Annotated in this window: 22 protein-coding genes, 1 tRNA gene and 1 pseudogene; 19 read left to right on the plus strand and 5 right to left on the minus strand. The window is 54.6% G+C overall.

Annotated elements, in window-relative coordinates; all coding sequences use genetic code 11:
* Positions 1-14 precede the first annotated feature (14 nt).
* The 7 genes from JCM17844_RS11170 (at position 15) to JCM17844_RS11200 (ending at position 7,206) form a co-directional block, all read left to right on the plus strand.
* Positions 15-821: a polysaccharide biosynthesis/export family protein gene (locus tag JCM17844_RS11170; RefSeq protein ID WP_150001031.1), complete on the plus strand. Its 807-nt coding sequence runs from the start codon at positions 15-17 to the stop codon at positions 819-821.
* Entirely contained in the window at positions 794-1,378 is a 585-nt protein-coding gene (locus tag JCM17844_RS11175) for a polysaccharide biosynthesis/export family protein (RefSeq protein WP_210431857.1), read from the plus strand. The genes JCM17844_RS11170 and JCM17844_RS11175 overlap by 28 nt, the downstream gene beginning before the upstream one ends.
* Positions 1,303-2,901 carry an SLBB domain-containing protein gene (locus JCM17844_RS11180; protein WP_150001033.1) on the plus strand — a complete coding sequence of 533 codons (1,599 nt, stop codon included), beginning with the start codon at positions 1,303-1,305 and terminating at the stop codon, positions 2,899-2,901. Before JCM17844_RS11175 ends, JCM17844_RS11180 begins: the two co-directional genes overlap by 76 nt.
* An 8-nt stretch (positions 2,902-2,909) precedes the next feature.
* Positions 2,910-5,375, plus strand: coding sequence for a YjbH domain-containing protein (locus JCM17844_RS11185; RefSeq protein ID WP_150001034.1), 2,466 nt, complete (start codon positions 2,910-2,912; stop codon positions 5,373-5,375).
* The gene (locus JCM17844_RS16710; RefSeq protein ID WP_150001035.1) at positions 5,360-5,821 is read left to right on the plus strand and encodes a YjbH domain-containing protein; all 462 of its coding nucleotides are present in this window, start codon (positions 5,360-5,362) and stop codon (positions 5,819-5,821) included. The genes JCM17844_RS11185 and JCM17844_RS16710 overlap by 16 nt, the downstream gene beginning before the upstream one ends.
* Before the next feature lie 220 nt (positions 5,822-6,041).
* Positions 6,042-7,067 (plus strand): glycosyltransferase family 4 protein, encoded by a 1,026-nt coding sequence (locus JCM17844_RS11195; RefSeq protein ID WP_150001036.1) that lies wholly within the window; start codon positions 6,042-6,044, stop codon positions 7,065-7,067.
* 64 nt (positions 7,068-7,131) lie between these two features.
* A tRNA-Gln gene (locus tag JCM17844_RS11200) sits at positions 7,132-7,206 on the plus strand.
* A 130-nt stretch (positions 7,207-7,336) separates the two neighbouring features.
* On the opposite strand, the gene ilvN is transcribed toward JCM17844_RS11200, so the two are convergent.
* The 3 genes and pseudogenes from ilvN to JCM17844_RS11215 form a co-directional block, all read right to left on the minus strand.
* On the minus strand, positions 7,337-7,852 hold the full coding sequence (gene ilvN, locus JCM17844_RS11205; RefSeq protein ID WP_150001037.1) for an acetolactate synthase small subunit: 516 nt from the start codon (positions 7,850-7,852) through the stop codon (positions 7,337-7,339).
* 45 nt (positions 7,853-7,897) lie between these two features.
* A pseudogene (locus JCM17844_RS17340) lies at positions 7,898-9,642 on the minus strand (acetolactate synthase 3 large subunit).
* 226 nt (positions 9,643-9,868) lie between these two features.
* Entirely contained in the window at positions 9,869-11,440 is a 1,572-nt protein-coding gene (locus JCM17844_RS11215) for an EAL domain-containing protein (protein ID WP_150001038.1), read from the minus strand.
* A 207-nt stretch (positions 11,441-11,647) separates the two neighbouring features.
* Here JCM17844_RS11215 and JCM17844_RS11220 point away from each other — a divergent pair, with 207 nt between their 5' ends.
* Together JCM17844_RS11220 and JCM17844_RS11225 are read left to right on the plus strand one after the other, a co-directional pair.
* Entirely contained in the window at positions 11,648-11,908 is a 261-nt protein-coding gene (locus tag JCM17844_RS11220; protein ID WP_150001039.1) for a hypothetical protein, read from the plus strand.
* Positions 11,905-12,738, plus strand: coding sequence for a patatin-like phospholipase domain-containing protein (locus JCM17844_RS11225; protein ID WP_150001040.1), 834 nt, complete (start codon positions 11,905-11,907; stop codon positions 12,736-12,738). Before JCM17844_RS11220 ends, JCM17844_RS11225 begins: the two co-directional genes overlap by 4 nt.
* Positions 12,739-12,776: 38 nt before the next feature.
* Here the strand turns inward: JCM17844_RS11225 and JCM17844_RS16720 are convergent, their stop codons facing one another.
* Both JCM17844_RS16720 and JCM17844_RS16725 read right to left on the minus strand, forming a co-directional pair.
* Positions 12,777-14,141 carry a cation:proton antiporter domain-containing protein gene (locus tag JCM17844_RS16720; protein WP_150001041.1) on the minus strand — a complete coding sequence of 455 codons (1,365 nt, stop codon included), beginning with the start codon at positions 14,139-14,141 and terminating at the stop codon, positions 12,777-12,779.
* The gene (locus tag JCM17844_RS16725) at positions 14,138-14,614 is read right to left on the minus strand and encodes a cation:proton antiporter domain-containing protein (protein WP_150001042.1); all 477 of its coding nucleotides are present in this window, start codon (positions 14,612-14,614) and stop codon (positions 14,138-14,140) included. The genes JCM17844_RS16720 and JCM17844_RS16725 overlap by 4 nt, the downstream gene beginning before the upstream one ends.
* A gap of 154 nt (positions 14,615-14,768) precedes the next feature.
* On the opposite strand from JCM17844_RS16725, the gene JCM17844_RS15230 reads away from it, so the two are divergent.
* The 10 genes from JCM17844_RS15230 (at position 14,769) to era (ending at position 22,712) form a co-directional block, all read left to right on the plus strand.
* Positions 14,769-14,942 (plus strand): hypothetical protein, encoded by a 174-nt coding sequence (locus tag JCM17844_RS15230; protein WP_210431858.1) that lies wholly within the window; start codon positions 14,769-14,771, stop codon positions 14,940-14,942.
* 105 nt (positions 14,943-15,047) lie between these two features.
* The gene (rpoZ, locus tag JCM17844_RS17345; RefSeq protein WP_150001043.1) at positions 15,048-15,350 is read left to right on the plus strand and encodes a DNA-directed RNA polymerase subunit omega; all 303 of its coding nucleotides are present in this window, start codon (positions 15,048-15,050) and stop codon (positions 15,348-15,350) included.
* A gap of 206 nt (positions 15,351-15,556) precedes the next feature.
* On the plus strand, positions 15,557-17,713 hold the full coding sequence (locus JCM17844_RS11245) for a RelA/SpoT family protein (protein ID WP_150001044.1): 2,157 nt from the start codon (positions 15,557-15,559) through the stop codon (positions 17,711-17,713).
* A gap of 62 nt (positions 17,714-17,775) precedes the next feature.
* A complete protein-coding gene (pyrE, locus tag JCM17844_RS11250) occupies positions 17,776-18,357 on the plus strand; it encodes an orotate phosphoribosyltransferase (RefSeq protein ID WP_150001045.1) in 582 nt (193 codons plus the stop codon).
* A gap of 33 nt (positions 18,358-18,390) precedes the next feature.
* Entirely contained in the window at positions 18,391-18,984 is a 594-nt protein-coding gene (locus JCM17844_RS11255; RefSeq protein WP_150001046.1) for a DUF2062 domain-containing protein, read from the plus strand.
* A gap of 8 nt (positions 18,985-18,992) precedes the next feature.
* Positions 18,993-19,754, plus strand: a complete 762-nt coding sequence (locus JCM17844_RS11260) for a pyridoxine 5'-phosphate synthase (RefSeq protein ID WP_150001047.1) — start codon at positions 18,993-18,995, stop codon at positions 19,752-19,754.
* Positions 19,751-20,182: a holo-ACP synthase gene (acpS, locus tag JCM17844_RS11265; protein ID WP_235898986.1), complete on the plus strand. Its 432-nt coding sequence runs from the start codon at positions 19,751-19,753 to the stop codon at positions 20,180-20,182. The genes JCM17844_RS11260 and acpS overlap by 4 nt, the downstream gene beginning before the upstream one ends.
* A gap of 49 nt (positions 20,183-20,231) precedes the next feature.
* A complete protein-coding gene (gene lepB, locus JCM17844_RS11270) occupies positions 20,232-21,092 on the plus strand; it encodes a signal peptidase I (RefSeq protein WP_150001048.1) in 861 nt (286 codons plus the stop codon).
* A 13-nt stretch (positions 21,093-21,105) separates the two neighbouring features.
* A complete protein-coding gene (rnc, locus tag JCM17844_RS11275) occupies positions 21,106-21,798 on the plus strand; it encodes a ribonuclease III (RefSeq protein ID WP_150001049.1) in 693 nt (230 codons plus the stop codon).
* Positions 21,798-22,712 (plus strand): GTPase Era, encoded by a 915-nt coding sequence (gene era / locus JCM17844_RS11280; protein ID WP_150001050.1) that lies wholly within the window; start codon positions 21,798-21,800, stop codon positions 22,710-22,712. The genes rnc and era overlap by 1 nt, the downstream gene beginning before the upstream one ends.
* Positions 22,713-22,745: the final 33 nt, after the last annotated feature.

A 22,745-nucleotide genomic window follows, 5' to 3' on the forward strand; every position in this document is an offset into this window, starting at 1 on the left:
GATTTGGGAACTTGATGACAAGCGGTTGGGCGAAAGCCTCTTTCTTCTCCATGCGCACTGTTTGGGCTGTCTTGATCTTCGGGATCATGATGTTCGCATTTGGGTCCGCGAAGGCACAACTCCCCGATCCGGAGACTTTGAGCCGGTTGTTGGAACAGGGACAGGCTTTGCAAAGTAGTATCGGGCAAACGCAATCGCCGCTGGATCGATCGCGCGATAGCCGTAGCAGCAGCAATCTTTTTGGCTTCCAAGACGAATTTGCAGAAGAAAAAGAAGACCCTTTGTCTCCCATTGAGGCTGATTATAACCGGCGTTTGGGACGGGAATTGCCACCGGAGCCGGATGGTAGCCTGCTGCCCTTTATGGGGTCTTCGACGGCAATAGTACCGGCAACAACAATCCCAACGGCAACGGCAATGACACCGGTCGCAAGACCGCCGACCGAAGAAGAAAAGAAAAGGCTGAATGAACAGCGCGAGGCGGAAAAGCTGGCCCTTGAAAAGCCCGTTTTGCGCCAATTCGGCTATGATATTTTTCGTGAAAATATGGCGGCAGATGGCCCGGTCACCGGCCGTTTGTCCGATAGTTATGTGCTTGGGGTGGGCGATGAAATCGTCGTCTCTTTGGCCGGGCAGACCAAGAGCAGCATTGTCACCAGTGTGGATCGGGAAGGTCGGGTGGTTATTCCTGATCTTGCGCCCATTCCTGCAGCGGGTCGCAGTTCGGTGATTTCAGTGCAGACCTGCAACGGCGCGTTTCCGAGACTTTGCTCGGTACGGACGCTTATGTCTCCGTGGGGGCTTTGCGCCAGATCAGTGTAACGGTGGTGGGGGAAGTAACCTATCCCGGCGTGTATCAGACCACCAGCCAATCTGATGCCTTGCAGGTTTTGGCATTGGCCGGCGGCATCAAGAAAACCGGGTCATTGCGGAAAATCGCCATTTTCCGTGATGGCAAACGGCGTAGCATTGATCTTTATGATGTGTTGTTTGGGTCGGCGGATGTGTCGCTTGACATCCGTGACGGTGATCGGCTGTTTGTGCCTTTGGTGGGGGATACAATTGCCATTGCAAGTGATGTGGTGCGGCCCGCCATTTATGAGCTTCTTCCGGACATGCAGTTGACATCGGCAGATGTTCTGGCGCTGGCAGGTGGGTCTTTGCGGCCACGAGGCTATAGCATCGAACGCAACCGGATCGGGACGAATGGGCAGCAACATATCGCCCCCACTGCTCCCGAAGACCCGGTTTTTCCGGGCGATTTGCTTCAGGTTTTTCCCAAGCGCGAGGTGCAGATCGGCAGGTGCGATTGGATGGCCATGTGCGTCAGCCGGGCCTTAAGCCTTTGGCCTCTGTTCCGACCATTTCCGAGCTTTTGATGGATGGGGATGCGCTTCAACCGGCCCCCTATTTGCTGTTTTCCATTTTGGAAACCACGGATGAAGTGTCGCGTCAGCGAATTTATCAGCCTGTCGATTTAGGGCCGATCCTGTCCGGTATTGAAGACATCGCCTTGAAAGAACAAGACGCGCTTTTGGTGATGGGGCCGGAGGAAATGGCCTATCTTTCATCGGAAGCGGTTCGCAGTGCGATTTTGTCGCCAGAGTCTGTCACATCCGATCAATGCAAGGCCATTACGTCCTTGGCGCGCCGAGCGCGGCAGGCGGATAGTGAACGTTTGGCTGCTGTAGCCCGTTCAGTTTTTGTGGTGACAGGGGCTGAACAGGGGGGCAATGACAGTTCCGGCGGAACCAGCGAACAGCAAATGGTGGAAGAGGCGTCAAATTTTTCATCTGATGAAATCGTTTCTTCCGCGGAATTGGCGCGTTTGGCTTCGCAAGATGCGGATTGCAATGATTTCTTCGAGGAGAGCCCCGAAGTTTTGCCGTTGGCCATTGAATATTCCGTTGTCATGATGGGGGCCGTGCGTGAACCCGGGCTTTATCCCATTGCCAACACGGCCTCCTTGCGCGACCTGGTGGCCACAAGTGGTGGCATGAGCTTGTCTGTGGACCCTTCGCAAATTGAAATTTCCAGTTTCCGCGGTGGCGATCTGGCCGCTTTAGGGGCCGTGGAACGGCGCTATATCGACAGCCGCACCACAGCGCTGTCCGAAATTCAGGTCACACCGGGGAGCGCAATCCGCTTTGCCTCACTTTCGGGGTCTCTGGAAGCGGGAACCGTGTTGTTGTCCGGTGAATTCCGCCGTCCCGGTGTGTATAGCATCAAACGCGGTGAAACCTTGATGGAGGTGATGGAGCGCGCCGGAGGACTGACCGAGCAAGCCTATCCCTTCGGGGCCGTTTTTACCCGTGTTCGCGTCAAACAGGAACAGCAGGAAAGTTTCCGCCGCACAGCCAGAGAACTGAACAATGCTTTGGCATTGGCGATGGTGCAGAACAATATTTCCGGCAACGCGCTTACTGCAGCCAGTGGTCTGGTGAATTCCTTTGCGATGGTGGAAGCGGCCGGGCGTGTGGTGGTGGAAGCGGACCCCCGCGTATTGCAACAGGAGCCGGATCGGGATCTGGTGCTGGAAGGTGGCGATTCCATCTTTATGCCCAAGCGCCCCAATTTTGTTTTAACGGCTGGCGATCTGCTTAATCCCGGAGCCTTGCAGTTCCGGCCCGGAAAAACGCTGGAAGATTATCTGGGCGAGGCGGGCGGCTTTCAGGAAACGGCCGATAAAGGCCGTGTCTTTATTGTGTTCCCCAATGGGGTGGCACAGCCTGTCACCATGTCGCGTTGGTCGCGCAGTTCTGTGATGGTGCCGCCGGGCAGTACCATTGTGGTGCCGAAAGATGTCAATCCGTTGCAAACACTTAATATTGTGAGAGAAATCGCCGGCGTTCTGAGTAATTTGGCCGTGTCTGCTGCCTCTATCGCCGTTATTTCGCGCTAGGAGGCGATATGCGCCTCATTTTTACGGCGTCAGCTATTCTGATTGTCGCCACCGCCATGGGGGCGGGGGCACAGACGGAGTCTTTGGGACGGTCTGATGAAGCCGGGGCCGGAGATTTTGGCGCCATCGGTTTGCTGCGCACACCAACGGCGCGTACGATGGGTGCGGGGACGATCGAACTTGGCGGTTTTGCGCAAGAGTCCTATCGCGGCTTTTATGTGCGGGCCCATCCATTCGAGTGGCTGGAGGCAAATTTTCGCTTCACCGATATCACCAATGTACAAGAAGATGGCACGGTCCTACCGCTTGGGCAGGTGGATTTTCTCGAAGATTTGTTCGGCTTTAAAGGCGGTGGAACGATCACTGATCGCGCCTTTGATCTGAAAATCCGGCTGTTGCAGGAAGGGGACTTTCTCCCTGCCATTGCTGTGGGCTTTTCAGATATGTTCGGCGATGCCCGCTTTGGCGGCGAATATATTGTTGCCAATAAGCGCTTTGGGGCATTTGATTTCAGTTTTGGCCTTGGATGGGGCTATTTGGGCAGCCGCAATCATGTGGGCAACCCCTTTGGTCTGATCAGCAACAGCTTTGATCGGCGTGGATCGGCCAATAGCCGCGGGTCGTTTAATATAGGGAATTACTTTTCGGGCGACGATATTGCTTTTTTTGGTGGCGTTTCGTGGCAAACACCCATTCATGGCTTGTCCATGCTGGTGGAATATAGCGGCTCCGATCCTGAATTCGAGCCATTGGGCAACCGTTTTGATGAAGATTTTCCGGTAAATTTCGGGATGCGTTACCGGCCTTTCCCATGGCTGGATATGGGGCTGGGTTTCGAACGCGGGAATACGGTTTCAGCGCGCACAGCAATCCGCTTTGATCTGTTTGATCTTCCGGGAATGTTTGATCGGCCAAAAAGCTGGAAGCCACACCCTCCGGTGACCGCTCAGCAGTCCGAAGATGCTGGTGAGGACTCTCAAACCGTTAGCCAAGACGGCCCCAATCCAGAGATTGCCATTGGGCAAATATTGGCGGGTCTGGGCTTTGACGGGGCTTTGGTGCGGGGAGACGCGCAAGCGGTTTATGTGGACTTGCCGCTTAACACAAAGGGTGCGGAGAAGGGGCTTTCCGAGGCCGGGGTTGCCGCGCATATTCTGGCATATCTACCTGATACAGTGAACCGTTTGTGGCTGGTTTGGCGCGGCGAGAGGCTGAGTGAGGCGCGGCTTTACATCCCCAATGATGCGTCCGCTTTGCAAGCCCGCGCTGTGATGGCCTTGGCGGATATGGGGACTGTTTCTGAAATCACGCTCAAAGATGGCGAAGCGGTTTTTCATCCTTCAGGCGGAGAGGGGATCACGTTATTGGACTCAGTAGCCCTTGATGATGCGCTGTTGGTTGCCTTGCCTTCGGATATGGGGGCTGTGCGCCTTGCCAAGCCGGCGCACCATGGAGAGGCCGCGCAATCCGGTGAAACTATGCTGGACCTTCATGCTGTGCGGGCGCTGGCACAAGCTTCCCATATGTTGGATGCAGCGGGGGGCAGCCTTGTGACCGGCCTTTCCATCAAGGGGCAGCACGCTGCGCATTTACAGGTGGACCAAGCGGATACAACAGGCATTGATGGCGCGGAATTGGCCGAAAGAGTCAAAGTGGCGCAAGCTGTTGTTTCCGCGGCGGGCTATGATAATCGGGATGTGCTGGAGCGCAAAGCCGGGCTTTTATTTGAAAAGCTGGAAGCCAATGGTCACCGTCCCAGAGCTTTGGCTTGGCATAATGGCCGCATGACCCTGTGGCTGGATGATGCGCCCACGGATAGAGAAATGCAGTTGGTTGGGCAGGTAGCCCGGCAAGTATCGGGCTTCGCCGGGGCGCAAGTGGAGGCCATTGCGGTCCGGCGCAGTCTTGGCAGCCATGATATTTTGGAAACGCGGATTTTGCGCCGTGATCTGGTGAATGCGTTGGAAGGGCGGGGCAGCCCGGAGGAATTGTGGATCACGGCGAAGGTCGAGATGGAGCCGGATTCCACGGCAGTGGACGGGACCTTCATTGCCAATGACAATGCTTATCCTGCCTTTCAGTGGGGCGTGGCGCCGGTTGTGATCCAGCAGGTGGGCGATTCAAAAAGCGGTGCCTGGCTTGCAGATCTGAATGTGGACCTTTTGGCCAGCCTTGATCTGATGCCTGGCTTGCAGCTTTCCGGTGCGGTGCGGCGCTTTATTGGTGGCAATCTGGATCAGATCGGCCAAGTGTCTGAGGCAAGCGACCTGCCGGTGGTGCGCAGCGATATCCGGGACTTTATCGAGGAAGGGCGGACCGCGATTCCATATCTGCAAGCGGATTGGCGCGGTGGATTGGGTGAAAATCTTTATGGGCGCTTGTCGGCAGGTATTTTTGAGCAAATGTTTGGCGGCTTGTCTTTGGAAATGCTTTACCGCACCCCCGATACGGCTGGTCTTTGGGCGGCGAATTGAACTGGGTGCAGCGCCGTGATGCCGATCAGCTTTTCGGATTTGAAGGGCGTGATACCCTGACAGGGGATGTCAGCCTGTACCGGGAATGGGGCGGCGGCCTTTTATCGACCGTGCGGGTCGGACGGTTCCTTGCCGGTGATTGGGGCGCAACGGTGGATATGTCCAAGCGCTTCGATAATGGGGTGCGCCTTGGTGGGTATGTCACGCTGAGCGATGGCTCGGGCCGGGAATTCGGTGGCTCTGCCCCGGATAAAGGTTTGTATCTAACCGTTCCCTTGAGCAAATTTTGGCCCTTTGGTGGCCCGCGCAAATCTGTTTCCACGCGCTTTAGCGATCTGACGCGGGATAGCGGCCAGCGTTTGCGCTTGAATGGGCGGCTTTATGAGTATGTGAGCGGGCTTAATCGGCAACGGCTTGAGCGGGATTGGACGGAAATCCTAGACTAGGTCATTGATAATTGGTTAATATCTTTGGGCTAGAGGATCAGTCTATGGGTCGATTGGTCGGGCCGGTTGCCTCAAATTCCTGATATATGTGTCATTTTTTTTGTGGGTACTGCTTTAAATGCGCCAGTTGTGCCGCGAAAAATACACAATTGCGCCATATGCCCATGGTGCTATTTGATATCAGTGCGCGAATAAGACGTAAAATGGTTGGAGGCTAAGCGTGAGTGGGGAACTGTTGTTTGGTATAGGGGTTTTGGCGCTGATCATGGCATTGACCGTGTGTTTGCTGGCCAACCCGATTGCCAAAGCGCTTGGCGTGATGGATTTGCCTGATGGTGAAAATGGCCGCAAACGCCATGCACGCCCAACGCCTCTGGTCGGAGGGGCTGCCATTGTCTTGCCTGTATTGGTCAGCACATTTTTGTTTCAGCCGGGCTTTAACGGATTTCCGTGGATTGTCGGGCTTTCGATTTTTTTCATTTTTTTGATCGGTTTTTTTGACGATCGCAATCATGTGCAGCCGATCTGGCGCCTTGTTCTTTCCACCTTTATCCTGTCGGGGGCTTTGTTTCAGGTTCCGGATTTGCGGCTCGAGATTCTTTATTTCTCCTTTATCGAATCGCCTTTCATCCTGTCTCCGCTCGTGGCGGGCGGCTTTACCCTTGTGTGCCTTTTGGGTCTGCAAAATGCGGTGAATATGGCCGATGGCAATAATGGGCTGGTGATTGGCCTGTCCAGTTTATGGACGGCATTTTTGTTGTTCGCCGCTCCGGTTGAATTGCGCCCGATTTTGGTGACTCTACTTGTGTCGCTTCTGGTGACACTTCACTTTAATGTGCGCGGAAAATTGTTTCTGGGGGATGCGGGAAGTTACTCTCTGGCCGTTCTGATCGGCATGCTGTCCATTTATGTGTTCAATCACAGCCGTATGGAATTGTCGGCGGATTTGGTCGTGCTGTGGTTTTTGATCCCGGTCCTTGATTGCATGCGGTTGATCGTCAGCCGTGTCAGTCGGGGCCGTGCGCCCTTTGCTCCGGACCGGAATCACTTTCATCATGTGCTCTATGACAGCATGGCCTGGCGCTATGGATTGCCATGTTATCTGGCGCTTGTGGCCCTGCCGGGCGTGGCGGCCTTGATCTGGCCGGAATGGACGCTGGCCTTGATCGTTCTCACCTGCTTTTCCTATGGCCTGATCTATGTCTCGCTGACCCGTCGTCAAAGCTTATTGGGCCAACCACGATAAAGCTTGTTCTTGATACTTTACAGGCGCGTTCGGCTATGCTTTAAGAGCCTCGCTGACGCGCTAATGGGGCGTAGCCAAGTGGTAAGGCAACGGGTTTTGATCCCGTCATGCGCAGGTTCGAATCCTGCCGCCCCAGCCAGTCACCGGACTGTGTAAAACAAAATCACAGCCGTCAGCTTTCAATATCATCCTGAGTTTGATGCCCCACAAAAAGCCCCGCGCGATGCAGGGCGTTCCGCTTATATGGCGTGTCTTCGTAAAGCAGAGAGTTAAAGCTTCTCCGCTCCACGGATAATGGCCGCAACGCCTGTACGGGCCACTTCAACCAATCCCAATTCACGCATCAAGTCCACAAAGGCGTCGATTTTCTCTGGCGTTCCTGTCAGTTCGAAAATGAAGGATTTTGTGGTGGTGTCGATCACCCGGGCGCGAAATGCGTCGGCCAAGCGCAGGGCTTCGACACGTTTTTCACCAGAGCCCGCCACTTTCACCAATGCCAGTTCGCGTTCCAGATGTGGGCCATGGACGCTAAGATCCGTGACCTTTTGCACAGGCACCAGCCGTTCAAGCTGTGCTTTGATTTGCTCGACCACCATGGGGGTGCCTGTGGTGACGATGGTAATGCGCGACACATCATGGTCTGGTGAAACCTCGGCCACGGTCAGGCTTTCAATATTGTAGCCTCGGCCGGAGAACAGCCCTGCAACGCGGGCCAGAACCCCGGCTTCATTATCCACCACAAGGGCGATGGCGTGCCGGCCTATGCTTTGGTCGGATGATGGCATGATCGTAAGTCCTTTGGTCTTTATGGTGCGTTCGTTATCGCTTGTTCAGACGAGAGCCTGCGCATCGCTGGAAAGGGGCGTGGAAACATCTTCTGGCCCCAGAATCATTTCATTATGGGCTGCGCCCGAAGGCACCATGGGGAAGCAATTTTCCAATTGGGCTACCTGACAATCCACCAACACCGGGCCGGGCGTTTCGATCATGGTCTGGATCGCGGTATCAAGCTGAGAAGCATCGGTGATTCGCAAGCCGGTCCAGCCATAAGCCTCTGCCAGTTTTACAAAATCGGGCAGGCTGTCGGAATAGCTTTCGGAATAGCGGCTTTCATAGGTCAGTTCCTGCCATTGGCGCACCATGCCCATATATTCATTATTCAAGATGAAGATTTTTACCGGCAAACGATATTGCGTGGCTGTTGCCAGCTCTTGAATGTTCATCTGGATAGAAGCCTCGCCGGCAATATCGATCACCAAGGCATCGGGAAAGGCCAATTGTGCCCCGATGGCGGCGGGCAAACCATAGCCCATGGTTCCAAGCCCTCCCGATGTGAGCCAGTGATTGGGCTTTTCAAAACCAAAATATTGCGCCGCCCACATCTGGTGCTGGCCCACTTCAGTGCTGATAATGGGGGTCCGATCCTTGGTCAGGCTATGAAGGCGCGCAATGGCATGTTGCGGCAAGATGACAGGGCCGGATTGTTCAAAAGCCAAACATTTGCGATCGCGCCAGCCGTTAATTTCGGCCCACCAGCGTTTGTGGTCATCTTCTAAAGGTGTCTTCTTGCGGTCTTCCCACAAGGTCAGAATATCCTCCAGAACATGACCGGCATCCCCCACGATACCCAGATGCACCGGCACATTCTTGTTGATGGACGAACGGTCGATATCGATATGGATCTTGGTGGCATGGGGCGCAAAGGCATCCACACGGCCGGTCACCCGATCATCAAAGCGCGCACCGACACACAACATGACATCGCACGCATGCATGGCCATATTGGTTCATAGGTGCCGTGCATGCCCAGCATCCCCAAGAATTGCGGGTCGCTTGCCGGCATGGCTCCCAGCCCCATCAAGGTGGATGTGACGGGGAAGCCGGTGGTGCGGGCAAAGCGGCGCAAGGTATCCGATGCCTGAGGCCCTGCGTTGATTACGCCACCACCGGAATAAATGATGGGTTTTTTGGCCCCAGCCAGCATGGCCACGGCCTTTTCTACCAGCGCCCGATCTCCCTTCACCTGCGGACGATATGTGCGATGAGACACGCCGCTGGGGCGCTTATAGGGAGCGGGGTCTACTTGAATATCCTTGGGCAGATCCACCACCACCGGGCCGGGCCGTCCGGATGTGGCCACATGAAATGCTTCGAAAATCACACGGGCAAGCTGGTCGGACTCTTTCACCAGATAATTATGTTTGGAGCAATGCCGCGTAATGCCGACGGTATCGGCTTCTTGAAAGGCGTCATTGCCAATCAGATGGGTGGCCACCTGGCCTGTGAGTACGACAATGGGAATGGAATCCAGCATGGCATCGGTGATGCCGGTCACAGCGTTGGTGGCCCCGGGGCCGGATGTCACCAGAACCACACCGGGTTTGCCAGAAGCGCGTGCATAGCCTTCGGCAGCGTGCACAGCGGCTTGTTCATGGCGGACCAGAATATGTTTGATTTTTGATTGCCGGAACAATTCATCATAAAGCGGCAGAACCGCGCCACCGGGATAGCCGAAAATCACCTCGACCTTTAGATCCGCCAAAGCCCGCATCACGAGGGCCGCACCGCTCATCATTTCCGGTGGGCTGCTTTGATGATCGGCGGGCGAAGGGGTCTCTTCTAATGGCTGCTTTTCGGCGGTTGTCATCGGTCGTTCCTGAAATGTCTGCTATGGGGGCGCAGTGATAGCTGCACCCGTATCAGACCACGACTAATGGCGAAATCTTCTACTGTCAAACAACAAAATGAAAGATATGGAAAGATAATTTGTATATAGCAATTGTGATATTATAAAACTGCGATCAATCGACGTTCTCCAAAGCGCCGCGCATGTCTTGGGGAAGGGTCAGTTTCGGGCGGCCGAAAAGATATCCTTGCCCCATATCCACGCCAATGGACTGCAAGAGCTCGAATTGGGCAGGGGTTTCAACCCATTCGCCGACGGTGCGAATTTTTAGATCGCGGCACAATGTGGACATGGCATGTAAAAAGGCCCGGCTTTCCGGATCGTTTTCCGCATCGCGCACATAGCTGCCGTCAATTTTGACAATATCCACTTTCAAATGGCGCAGATATTGAAAGCCTGAAAGCCCCGCACCAAAATCATCCAGACAAACGGCAAAGTCCAAAGCACGGATCTTGTTAATGGCTTCCCCCAAGGCATCCAGATCGGAAATCTGTGCGGATTCGGTGACTTCGATCAGCAGACGCCCTGCCAGTTCCTTATTCTGTTTGAGATCGGCTTCCAATCGCTCGACAAAGGCGGCGGTGGTCAGCGAACGGGCCGAGAGATTGACGGCAATGCTGGCGGGAGCCCCGCGGGAGACCAGATGCCGCAATTTTGCGACCACCGATTCAAACATGATCTGGTCGAAATCTCCGATCATGCCCACTTCTTCCGCAAAGGTGATCAGTTCATAGGGCGAGCTGCCGCGCTTATCAAAGCGCACCAATGCTTCCACATGGTGCATCTTTTGCGTGCTGAGCGAGATGATGGGCTGATAAGCAATATCGAATTGGCGTTCCTTCAACAGAGATCGCAAAGTCTGGATGCGTTTGCGGGTGTCCTCCATCTTTTCGGTATAATTTTCAGACAGGTCCTGCAGGCTGAAGTCCGGCGATTCTTCCGAGAATTTTCGGATGGAATAGACCAATGCCTTTGCGGCATCGGACCCGTCGCCCAGAGTTTCCGCATCCAATGTCGCCGATTCAAAGCGTTGGCCGGTGGTGCTGGCCAAGGTATCCATCAAGCGTTGGGCATCGCCTTCATTCGTGGCTTCATGCACAAGGGCAAAGCGGCCATCCCCCAGTTCGGTGGCATTTTTGCCGCCCAGAGACAGGGCGGCAAGCTGGCGTTCGAACCCTTGTTTGTCACGGCCCTGCATGTGCTTGTTCATTTGCAGCATGCTGACCAGAATGTCGCTATTGGCGTTTTTTTCGCCTTCTTCCAGAATATCGGGCAGGCGCCTTAGAAAACTTTCCATATCCGCAAGGGGCGCATTGGATTCGGCGTCCGGGCCATCCAGCCGGTTCAGCGACATGGCAACGATATGGGTGCGGGTGGCATTGCTTGACAAGCGGGATAAAAACAAGCCGATGCGACGGCGGGTGTCCACCGTTGCGCCAAAGCCCACCCGCACAGGGCCAAGCCGGAGCATTCCCCCTAAAAGGGACAATCCTGATTGCAAAATAATGGCATCATCGGCGGAGACGAAATCGGTAATCGGGCGCCCAATCGCTGATTGGGCCTTATCAATGCCGATCCAGTCCAGCGCCCCTTCAATGCGTGAAATTTTTTGAGATTCATCAATTTCAATAAAAACGTCGCCAACGCTAAAGGCATATGCAACAAAAATATCACTCTTGTCGGCCATCTAGCTCCCCTTGGTCCCTGTCCAGAAACACAGATAATCACGAATATCTTGAGGAAATCTGAAGATGAGTGCGCGCAGAAAAAACACTCGGAGAAAGCGTGTGCAAGAACATGGCCATGTATAGAGCGTTTCGGGCGTAAGATATTTTTGGCATAAGGCAAAATGGGATGCCTGAATGGTCCAAGAAGACAAAACAAGATCGGTGATATGTCGAAAAATGATTTCAAACTGCTGAGTATTCGGGCAGGCCACCATGCCCGACGGTTGATTCGCAAGGAGGGTGGGCTTGAGCCTGCGCGCATCAAGCTGATGGTCGGCGCATCGGGGGGGCCAAAATGGCTCGCATTGGCGCGGTTGGATCGGGCCATTTTGCGCCATTGGATCGTTGGCCGCACTCAGCCATGGACCTTTTGGCGTCTTCTATCGGCACTTGGCGGTTTGCTTGTTATGCGCAGCCGGATCCTTTGAAAGCATTGGCGCGCTTTGAAGAGAGCTATTTGGACTATCGACCGGAAAAGGGCCAAACCGCCGACAAGATCACCCGTGACAGCTATGCCATTCTTGGCGATATTCTTGGCGAGAATGGTGGAACGGCCATGTTTCAGGGGCCCATGCGCCTTGCGGTGATGGCGGTCCGTGGGCGGCATGTGCTGAATACGGACCGGCGCGTGCCTTTGGGCGTGGGCTTGGCGGCGGCCGCTTTGGGAAATATGGCGCATCGCTCGGCCTTGGGGCTGTTTTTCGAACGGGCTTTGTTCGCCGATCCGCGCAGCGATTGCTCTTATACTGCGTGGTCCGGCTTTCCCATGCGGCGATTGAACCTGACAGCAGATAATCTGCCCCATGCGATCATGGCGTCTTGTTCGATCCCCATGTTGCTGAATGGGATCACAATCCCCGGTGCGCCCAAAGGGCTTTATCGGGATGGCGGCATTATTGATTATCATTTTGACCTGCCGTTTTTTCACCATGACCCGGACAGCCTTGTTTTATATCCGCATTTTACGGACCGCATCATAGCGGGATGGTTCGACAAACATCTGGGCTGGCGGAAGGCGCGCGCCGGAAATGCGTCCAATGTGGTGTTGGTTGCGCCATCGGCTGAATTTGTGTCGCGCTTACCCTATGGGAAAATTCCCGACCGCAAGGATTTCACCACATTGGAAACAGAAGATCGCATTCGTTATTGGCGGTTGGTTCTGGATGAAACGGAACGCTTGTCCGATGCGTTTGAAACCTTGATTGAAACAGGGCAATTTGCTGGTCAGGTGCAGCCGATCTTAGGAGAGGCGGAATAAGGTTTCCTTTTCTCCGCCACGCTTTCTTGCCCTTTTCGTCAGTCGGCCTTGGCCTTGGATTCGGCCTCGTCTGCTGGTGCCATATCCGCTTGGACGGCCAGATAGGCCACTTTCCAGCCTGCAGACACATGAAATGTCGCTTCTTCAGAAAAGGGGTGTAATTTTCCTTGGGGGGATATGGCAAACAGCATCGGCTCTGTGCCGCCCGTTTTTTCCAATAAATTGGTGAAGGGGAAATCTTCGCTGATACGGGTCAGGTGGATTTTGCGCCCTGCCGCCAATTCCTGTTCCAGAAAATCCAGCGTTATTTTTTCCTTGAAGAGCAAGCGTCCCCGGAAATTGAACGCCACCGTTTCGCTTTCCTTGTCGAGACTTTGCTGGTCGCGCCGGACGGTAAAGACATTGGCCGTGCCGAATTCCTGTCGATAGCGCAAACAGGCCAGGGCGTTCAAAGACGGACGATGGGAGAGCGCCAACAACATTCCCAATCCCACCAGATCCAGTTTCCGATCCGCCAATTCTGATACGGCATTACCAAAGAATGTGGGGATCCCGAGCATTCGCGCCCGACTGGCTTGCGACCAGGACGCATCGGCAAGTAAAACGCGGATGCCATTCTCTTGAAATATGCTGGCCAGCTTCAAAGCCACCGGATTGCCGCCCACAATCAATACGCCGCTCGCTTCGGGTTCCGCCACCTTTAACAGCTTTGCCAAGGGGCGGGATGTGAGGCTGTGGACCACCACTGTAACCACGATTACCGAAAAGGTGAGGGGAACCAGCAAATTGCCTGCCTCGATCCCCGCCGCTTCGAGGCGTAAGCCAAATAAAGCGGACACTGCTGCGGCAACGATCCCCCGTGGTGCCATCCAGCCCAGAAGGGTGCGTTCCGACCAAGGCATGTCCGACCCTAATGTGGAGACAAGCGCGGTTAACGGGCGGGCAACAAACAAAATGGCCAGCAAAACGACCACCAGCCCCGGCCCCAAAAGCGCCAGGCTTTCCAAGTCGATACGGGCCGCCAAAACGATGAACAGTGCCGAAATCAGTAAAACGGAAAGGCTTTCCTTGAAATCGAGAATGCCGTCTTTGGGCATGCCGGGGATGTTGGCCATCACAAGGCCCATCACTGTTACCGCCACCAGACCACCTTCATGGCCGATCATATTGGCACAAACAAAGGTCAGTAAAACCGCGCTTAGGGTGGCCACATTCCGCAAGAAATCCGGAATAAGGTGCTTTTTTAAAACCAGCCCCAAAAGTGCGCCTGCCGCACCGCCCAAGGCCCCGCCCAGCAAAAACAGTTTGCTTAATTCCATGAAGGGGCTGCTTTGCTCTATGGAGCCGGCCAAAACCACCTCGAACACCACCACGGCCAGCACCGCACCGATGGCGTCGATCAAAATGCCTTCCAATGCAAAACGCGCGACAGGCGTTCGCTGGGGCGCACCGAGCGCAATAGGGGAATGATGACCGTCGGGCCGGAAACACAGGTGATGGCCCCAAATAAAATGGCAATGGACCAGGAGAAATGGAGGGCCATATGGGCCGAAATGGCAATCACGCTCACCGTAATCAGCACGCCGATGGTGATCAGCCGCACCACAATATTGCCCGCGCCCTTGATATCGGAAAAGCGTAAAGTCAGCGCCCCTTCAAACAGGATAATTGCAACGCCAAGCTGGACGCCGGGAAATAAAAGATCACCGAAAATCGCATCGGGGTCTAAAAGTCCGCTGATGGGCCCTGCCAGAAAACCCAGCAACAGCAAAGGCAGGATGGATGGAAAGCGAAAACGTGCCGCCAGCCATTGGGCAAAAATCCCTGCGGCAAGGATGAAGGCGAGAACGGTTGCCGGATCGTCAAGAATGTGCATGCGGTCAGCCTTTTCGCTCTGTGCCTTGTGGGCATATGGGGGCAGCACGCCATTATAAGGAAAGATATCCCGCCTTGAAACGGAACCACGCAGGAAGCGGGACGTTTATACAATGGTTCGAGTATAATCGTGTCAGAAACATGGGGAAGAGGAAATGGTGAACGCTCTTATGGAAAAAGAAAAAGGACGCAAAAAGACACCGTCCGTGGATCATGATAATGAATCGGTGGATGAAGCTCTGGATGAAACCTTTCCGGCCAGTGATCCGGCAAGCTATAGCACGCCCCATCGGTCTGAACCGCCCATAGGCAAGAAGAAACAGAAATAAGGGGCATAAGGGCGGGTTGTCAGTCTTTACAGACGGCCAAGAAAGCTGTAGAGAGGCGACCTTAGAAGTTTCCATCAGTGTTTTCGGTCCGTCAAGGAGCATCGCATGGCCCGCGTAACCGTCGAAGATTGCGTCGATAAAGTTACGAATCGATTTGAACTTGTTTTGTTCGCTGCCCAGCGCTCGCGCCAGATTTCATCCGGCGCTGCTCCGCAAGTGGAACGGGATAATGACAAAAATCCTGTGATCGCTTTGCGTGAAATCGCTGAAGAAGTGAGCTCGCCTGCCGCCTTGCGGGAGTCGGTGATCCAAAGCATGCAAAAGCATGTGGAAGTGGATGAACCGGAAGAAGACGATATGGCGATGATGATGCGTGCGCGCCGCGGTGAAGGCATGGGCGAGGGCTGAAAACAGCTCTAAAGCCATCCTTCTGGTGCTTTTTTGCACGGGATAATGATGATGAAGTAAACGGCCTCGCTTTATGAAAAGCGGGGCCGTTTGCATTTGCTGGTCGATTTACACGCCTTCCCCTTCCCACACGCTTGGAAACCGCCTATTTCAATAGAGAGCGAGTTTGTGGCCTTCGGGCATGCGTGAAAGGGAAAAAACGGGCGGTGATACGGCAATATGAGCTGGTGGAACGGGTGCGGTCTTATGATCCCAAGGTGGACGAGACCCTTTTGAACCGCGCCTATATTTATTCCATGAAGGCGCATGGAACGCAGCTTCGCGCATCGGGTGATCCCTATTTCTCGCATCCTTTGGAAGTGGCGGGCATCCTTACCGATATGAAGCTTGATAGCGCCACCATCGCAACGGCTCTGTTGCATGATGTGGTGGAAGACACCGACGCCAAAGTGGAAGAACTGGCGGAGATGTTCGGGCCGAAAATCGCCGAACTGGTGGATGGGGTGACGAAATTGTCCCGCATCGAAATGCAGACCGAACATGCCCGCCATGCGGAAAATTTCCGCAAATTCGTTCTCGCCATGTCCAATGACATCCGGGTGTTGTTGGTAAAATTGGCGGACAGGCTGCACAATATGCGTACGCTGCATTATATCAAAAAGCCGGAAAAGCGTCGGCGCATAGCCATGGAAACCCTTGAGATTTATGCGCCCTTGGCCGAACGGATCGGCATCCGTGACATTAAGGAAGAACTGGAAGAGCTGTCGTTTCAGCAGATCGAGCCAGAGGTCTGGGAAACCGTTAATGCGCGCCTTGGCTATTTGCGCGATGAAGCGGGAACGCTGGTGGATGAGGTGGTGGAGGAATTGGTGGAAACCATGCGCGCCGAAAAGGTGCCGGCACAGGTGAGCGGGCGGGAAAAACGCCCCTATTCCATTTGGCGCAAAATGGAAAGTACCAATGCCCCGTTCGAGCAGATTTCCGATGTGATGGCCTTTCGCATCGTGGTGGAAGATCTGCCCACCTGTTATCGCGCCTTGGGCATCGTGCACGGAAAATGGTCGATGGTTCCGGGCCGCTTCAAAGATTATATCTCGACGCCCAAGCGCAATGGCTATCAATCGCTGCATACCACGGTGATCGGGCCAAAGCGCACACGCATCGAAATCCAGATCAGAACCCGTGAAATGCACGAAATTGCCGAATTGGGCGTGGCGGCGCATTGGCAATATAAGCAATCGGCGGAAAAGGTGGATGGGTCGCGCTATCGCTGGATCCGGGCGCTTTTGGAAATTCTGGAGAATGCTTCCACACCGGAAGAGTTTTTGGAACATACCAAGCTGGAGATGTTCAACGATCAGGTGTTTTGCTTCACCCCCAAGGGCGATCTGATTTCCCTGCCGAAAGGGTCCACTCCTGTTGATTTTGCTTATGCTGTGCATACGGAAATTGGCAATCGCTGTGTGGGGGCAAAGGTCAATGGCCGGCTGCTGCCATTGCGCCACCAACTGCATAATGGCGATCAGGTGGATATTCTTACCTCAAAGGGGCAAGAGCCAAGCCCGCGCTGGGAAAATTTCATTGTCACAGGAAAGGCGCGGTCTGCCATCCGGCGGGCGGTGCGCCAAAATCAGCGTGAAGAATATGAAGGCTTGGGCAAAACCATATTGGAACGCGCATTCGAGGCGGAAGATCTCGATTTTTCAGAACGGGCTTTGACGTCTTCGCTGTTGAAGCTCAAACGCCAGACCATCGAGGATGTCTTTTTCGATGTGGGGCAGGGGCATTTGTCCGCTTATGATGTGATTTTAGCAGCCTTTCCCGGCCTGAAGCTGAAAGAAGATCACAAAAGGCTTCCGCCTGTGACACGGGATTGGAGCGGCGACTGGGCCAAAGAACGCAACGGGGCGTTTGCCATCCCGATTTCCGGGCTGACGCCGGGTATGGCGGTGCATCTCAGCGATTGCTGCCACCCTTTGCCGGGCGACAGGATTGTTGGAATTTTGACGCAAGGCCAAGGGGTTATGGTTCATACCATTGATTGCGAGGAATTGTCTGATTTCTCTGAAGCGCCGGAGCGCTGGTTGGACCTTGCCTGGCAGACGCAAGAGGATACGTCCGCCTTTTTTGCCGGCCGGTTGAAATTGATTGTGCTCAATGAAATGGGCGCCCTTGCCAATATTGCTTCGCTGGTGGCAAAGCAGGGCGGGAATATCTCCAATCTCAAGATCACCGAGCGGGATCATGAGTTCTACACAATGCTCGTCGATGTGGAGGTGCGCAATGTGCGGCACCTGATCGAGATATTGACCAGCCTGCGGGCGTCGCGGGTGGTTAATTCTGCGGACCGCCTGCGGGAATGAGCTTTGCCTGTTACGGCATGTTAAACACGATAGGCTATCATCAGGGATAAGGAGTGAGCGCAATGGATCAACAGGCCGTGCTCGGTGAATTTCGTGCGGCGCAAGCGCTTTTGGAAGGGCACTTTCTTTTGTCGTCGGGCCTTCATAGCTCGGTTTATTTGCAATGTGCGCGGGTTTTGATGAATCCCGAACGAGCGGCGCGATTGTGTCAGGCACTGGCTTTCAAGGTGCGTGCACGTTTTGGTGAAATTCCGTTGGTTGTCTCCCCTGCCATGGGCGGCGTAATTGTTGGCTATGAAATGGCGCGGCAATTGGGCGCAGACTCTATCTTTACCGAACGTGTTGGCACAAAGTTCAGTCTTCGCCGTGGTTTTGCCATTAAACCGGGCCAAAGAATTCTTATGGTGGAAGATGTTGTAACAACCGGCTTATCGTCCCGGGAATGTATCGAAACGATCACGGCACATGGCGGTTCGGTGGTTGCGGCGGCATGTCTCATCGACCGATCAGGTGGAAAAGCCGATATCGGCGTCCCACTTGTGGCATTGGCGCAAATCGATGCACCACTCTATAAGCCCGATGCTCTGCCCGATGCATTGCGGCATGTGCCTGCGGTGAAGCCGGGTAGCCGAAATCTTGTGTAACGACCTTTTTTAATCAGGACGGTGTCATCTTCGATGTTGTTTCGTCGCAAAATACCACTCAATCTTTGGCAAAAGGTCCGTCAGGGCCTGTGGCCGAAAAGCGGCTGGTCGCGTGCGGCGCGTTATGTGTGGCACCGCCTGGCCCGATTGAAAGATAGCGCGCACGGTGTGGCCGCCGGTGTGGCATCGGGCGTCGCCATTTCTTTCACGCCCTTTATGGGCTTTCACCTGATTGGCGCCATGGGGATCGCTTTGGCGGCGCGGGGCAATGTGATTGCCGCGTGGATCGGCACATTGATTGGCAATCCCTGGACATTTCCGTTTATCTGGGTGGCGATTTACCGGTTGGGAAGCTGGATGATCGGCAACCGGATGGATGAAGGGGCGCACCATCTGAGCTTTGATCTTCTGGTACATCATCCCACGGCGGCGCTTGGCCCCTTGCTGCTGCCCATGGCTATTGGTGGCCTGCCCATTGCGCTGATTTCATGGTTTGTGTGCTATTGGCTGGTGCGGCGATCCATTGAACGGTTTCAGGCCGCGCGTCGGATAAAGCTGGAAATGGTGCGCAAGCGGCTGCCCAAAAAGGAGGGCAGGGCGGTGTCTCAGGATATGAAACGGGCGTGAGGCGATAAGTGAAGCATTTGCGATTGGGCGTGAATATCGATCATGTGGCGACTGTGCGCAATGCGCGGGGCAGCAGCCATCCCGATCCGGTACGTGCGGCCATGTTGGCCGCGGCGTGTGGCGCCGACCAGATCACTGCCCATCTGCGGGAGGATCGCCGCCATATCACTGACCGTGATATCGAGCGGCTGATGATGGAAAGCCCTGCGCCTTTGAATATGGAAATGGCGGCGACCCGCGATATGTTGGCGATTGCTTTGCGCCATAAGCCTTTTGCCATTTGTATCGTGCCGGAACGCCGCGAAGAACTCACCACCGAGGGCGGACTGGATGCGGTTGCGGGTTTTGATGCTTTGGTTCCGATCGTGGGGGCTTTGGCCGATGCGGGGTGCCGCGTCAGCTTGTTTCTCGATGCCTCGAAACGGCAACTGGATGCCGCCCATAGATTGGGGGCCCATGCGGTGGAACTGCATACGGGCGCTTATGCCAATGCCATGGGTGCTGAACAGCTGGCTATTTTGGACGGCTTGAAATCTGCGGCCAAACACGGAGCGGCTTTGGGGCTTGAAATGCATGCGGGGCATGGCCTGACTTATGATAATGTGACGCCGGTGGCGGCCATTGCCGAGATCGAGGAACTGAATATTGGCCATTATCTGATAGGCGAGGCCATTTTCGTCGGGTTGGAAGCATCGCTGGGCCGTATGCGTACGCTTATGGATCAGGCCCGCAGGCAAACAAAGATGGTACAAAGTGGCGCAGCCTCATGATTGTTCTGGGAATGGGCAATGATATGATCGATATCCGCCGCATAGAACGGTCGTTGGAGCGTTGGGGCGAGCGCTTCATCAATCGGGTCTATACGGATATCGAAATCGAAAAATCCGAACGCCGTGCCAATCGCGCTGCCAGCTATGCCAAGCGTTTTGCAGCCAAAGAGGCCTGTGCCAAGGCGTTGGGAACGGGGTTTGACAAAGGCGTTTATATGCGCGATCTGGGGGTGGTGAATTTACCCGGCGGCAAACCCACCATCGCATTAACCGGTGGAGCGGCCCGGCATTTGGAAAGCATGACGCCGACCGGTTTTGTGGCGCGGCTGGAGCTGACCATCACAGATGATGATCCATGGGCGCAAGCCATTGTGTTGATCAGCGCTATCCCTTTAGAATATGCAGCGATAATGAAGCAGGTGACTTGACATTACGCCCCCTGCTCGGCTTGATGCCCGCTCATGGAAAGGCACCGATATGAATGACGGCGATATCAGGACGAAAGTCACAGGATCAGACGCGTCATATGCGGCAAAAAAAGAGGCGGATAAGCCAGTGGGATTGGGACATCAAATCAAGGAACTGGTGCGCTTTGTTCTGTCGGTGGCGGTGATTGTACTGGGTGTGCGCACCTTGCTGTTCGAACCGTTCAATATTCCGTCGGAATCCATGCTGCCCACCTTGATGGTTGGCGATTATCTGTTTGTTTCCAAATACCCTTATGGTTATTCGCACCATTCCATCATCACCAGCCCCGATCTGTTTTCCGGCCGTATTCTGGACAGCGCCCCCAAGCGCGGCGATGTGGCGGTGTTCAAACTGCCCCGCGACAATAAAACCGATTATATCAAACGGGTGATCGGATTGCCCGGTGATCATATCCAGATGCGCGATGGCCATCTGTTTATCAATGATCAGGTTGTCGAGCGGCAGCGTATTGAAGATTTCGTTGTGGCGGTGTCCGAAAACACCATCTGTTCGGCTCCGTTTTTAGAAACGGCTGAAGATGGCAAGGAGTATTGCCGCTATCCGCAATATCGTGAAACCCTCCCCAATGCGGTGAGCTACAATACGCTGGATCTCAATCCGGCAGGGCCCAGTGATAATACGCGCATGTTCGTTGTGCCTGCGGGCCATTATTTCATGATGGGCGATAACCGCGACAATTCCCTTGATAGCCGCCGCCCGCAATCCACCGGTGTGGGCTATGTTCCGGCGGAAAATCTGGTGGGCCGCGCCGAGATGATTTTCTTTGCCACCGATGGGGGCGCCCATATCTGGGAACCGTGGTTTTGGTTCCAATCCATGCGATATAAGCGCTTTTTCTCTTTTTTATAAGTGATCCTACCCGATGACGATTTTGGACGAGGACAGCCTTCGCCGGGCACAAGACCTGTTGGGACATGGCTTTGATCAGCCAGATCTTCTGGCTGCGGCCTTGACCCATCCCTCTTTGGGGGGGACGCCCAATTATCAAAGGCTGGAATTTCTGGGGGACCGGGTTCTTGGGCTGGTGATTTCCCATTGGCTATATGAAACCTATCCCGATGAAGCGGAAGGCAAGCTCAATCGCCGGTTTACAGCACTTGTGCGGAAAGAAACACTTGCCCATATTGCACTGGCGCTTGGTCTTGCACCATTTATCAGGCTGGAATCCGGGGCGCAGGCGGAAGGCACCCATGAAGCCCCCGGTGTTTTGGCCGATGTATGTGAAGCCGTGATCGGGGCAATCTATCTGGACGGGGGGCTGGCTCCCGCCCAGCATTTCATTAAAACCCATTGGGCGACATCCATGAAAAATGGGCCGCAGGCTTATCGGGATGCAAAAACCGCCTTGCAAGAATGGGCGCAAGGGCGTGGCTTGCCGCTTCCCAACTATCAACTGGTTGGCCGTACCGGGCCTGACCATAACCCGAAATTCGAGATAGAAGTGTCGGTGAAGGATGCCGGGACCGCACGGGCCCATGGACCATCGAAACGGCAGGCAGAGCAGCAAGCCGCGACACATTTATTGGAAAAATTGGCACCTGAAAGAGATATCTGATGCAAAATGTGACCCAAGGTGCAGAAACCAGCTGTGGCTTTATCGCCTTGATCGGTGCGCCCAATGCGGGGAAATCGACACTTCTGAATGCCTTGGTGGGGCAAAAAATTGCCATTGTCAGCCATAAAGTGCAAACCACGCGGACGCGGCTGACCGGCATTGCCATTGAAGGCCAAAGCCAGCTTGTGTTTGTGGATACGCCGGGTATTTTTGCGCCCAAGCGCAGGCTGGACCGGGCGATGGTGGCCGCAGCGTGGGAAGGTGCGCAAGATGCGGATCAGGTGGTTTTCCTGATTGATGCCGCCAAGGGCATCCGTGCCGATGAACAGAAGATCATCGAAGGCCTTTCAGAAGCGGGCCGTAAGGTGATCGTGGCGCTCAATAAAGTGGATAGCGTCAAGCGCGACCGGCTGTTGGCCTTGGCGCAAGCGGTGGATGCCACAGGTGTTGCCGCCGAGATTTTCATGATCTCTGCCCTTACCGGGGATGGCGTGCCGGATTTGAAAACGCATCTGGCAAAGAATTTGCCCAAAAGTCCGTGGCTTTATCCCGAAGATCAGATCACCGATATCACCACCCGTGTTTTGGCGGCGGAAATCACCCGCGAAAAGATTTTTTTACGGCTTCATCAGGAACTGCCTTATGGGATCACCGTCGAGACGGAAAAGTGGGAAGGCCGCAAGGATGGGTCCATCGAGATTCATCAAGTGATCCATGTGTCGCGGGATGGCCATAAGGGCATCGTGATCGGCAAAGGCGGGCACACATTGAAAGCCATTGGTGAACAGGCACGACTGGATATGGAAACCATGATGGGCCAAAGGGTCCATCTGTTTTTGTTTGTACGGGTAACCGAACGCTGGGCGGAAGACCGCGAACATTATTTAGCAATGGGCCTTAATTACGTAGACTGATCTTTTCATCCTTTACGGCTATTGATCGTCTTT

It is taken from the genome of Iodidimonas gelatinilytica, assembly GCF_008579125.1.
Classification (GTDB): Bacteria; Pseudomonadota; Alphaproteobacteria; order Sphingomonadales; family Rhodothalassiaceae; genus Iodidimonas; species Iodidimonas muriae.

Excerpts from the sequence above, each read along its gene's own strand:
- JCM17844_RS11170 (WP_150001031.1), top strand. The coding sequence starts at position 15 with ATGACAAGCGGTTGGGCGAAAGCCTCTTTCTTCTCCATGCGCACTGTT.
- JCM17844_RS11185 (WP_150001034.1), top strand. The coding sequence starts at position 2,910 with ATGCGCCTCATTTTTACGGCGTCAGCTATTCTGATTGTCGCCACCGCC.
- ilvN (WP_150001037.1), bottom strand. The coding sequence starts at position 7,852 with ATGCCATCATCCGACCAAAGCATAGGCCGGCACGCCATCGCCCTTGTG.
- JCM17844_RS11215 (WP_150001038.1), bottom strand. The coding sequence starts at position 11,440 with ATGGCCGACAAGAGTGATATTTTTGTTGCATATGCCTTTAGCGTTGGC.
- JCM17844_RS11220 (WP_150001039.1), top strand. The coding sequence starts at position 11,648 with ATGTCGAAAAATGATTTCAAACTGCTGAGTATTCGGGCAGGCCACCAT.
- JCM17844_RS16725 (WP_150001042.1), bottom strand. The coding sequence starts at position 14,614 with ATGCACATTCTTGACGATCCGGCAACCGTTCTCGCCTTCATCCTTGCC.
- JCM17844_RS15230 (WP_210431858.1), top strand. The coding sequence starts at position 14,769 with ATGGTGAACGCTCTTATGGAAAAAGAAAAAGGACGCAAAAAGACACCG.
- rpoZ (WP_150001043.1), top strand. The coding sequence starts at position 15,048 with ATGGCCCGCGTAACCGTCGAAGATTGCGTCGATAAAGTTACGAATCGA.
- pyrE (WP_150001045.1), top strand. The coding sequence starts at position 17,776 with ATGGATCAACAGGCCGTGCTCGGTGAATTTCGTGCGGCGCAAGCGCTT.
- JCM17844_RS11255 (WP_150001046.1), top strand. The coding sequence starts at position 18,391 with ATGTTGTTTCGTCGCAAAATACCACTCAATCTTTGGCAAAAGGTCCGT.
- acpS (WP_235898986.1), top strand. The coding sequence starts at position 19,751 with ATGATTGTTCTGGGAATGGGCAATGATATGATCGATATCCGCCGCATA.
- lepB (WP_150001048.1), top strand. The coding sequence starts at position 20,232 with ATGAATGACGGCGATATCAGGACGAAAGTCACAGGATCAGACGCGTCA.
- rnc (WP_150001049.1), top strand. The coding sequence starts at position 21,106 with ATGACGATTTTGGACGAGGACAGCCTTCGCCGGGCACAAGACCTGTTG.
- era (WP_150001050.1), top strand. The coding sequence starts at position 21,798 with ATGCAAAATGTGACCCAAGGTGCAGAAACCAGCTGTGGCTTTATCGCC.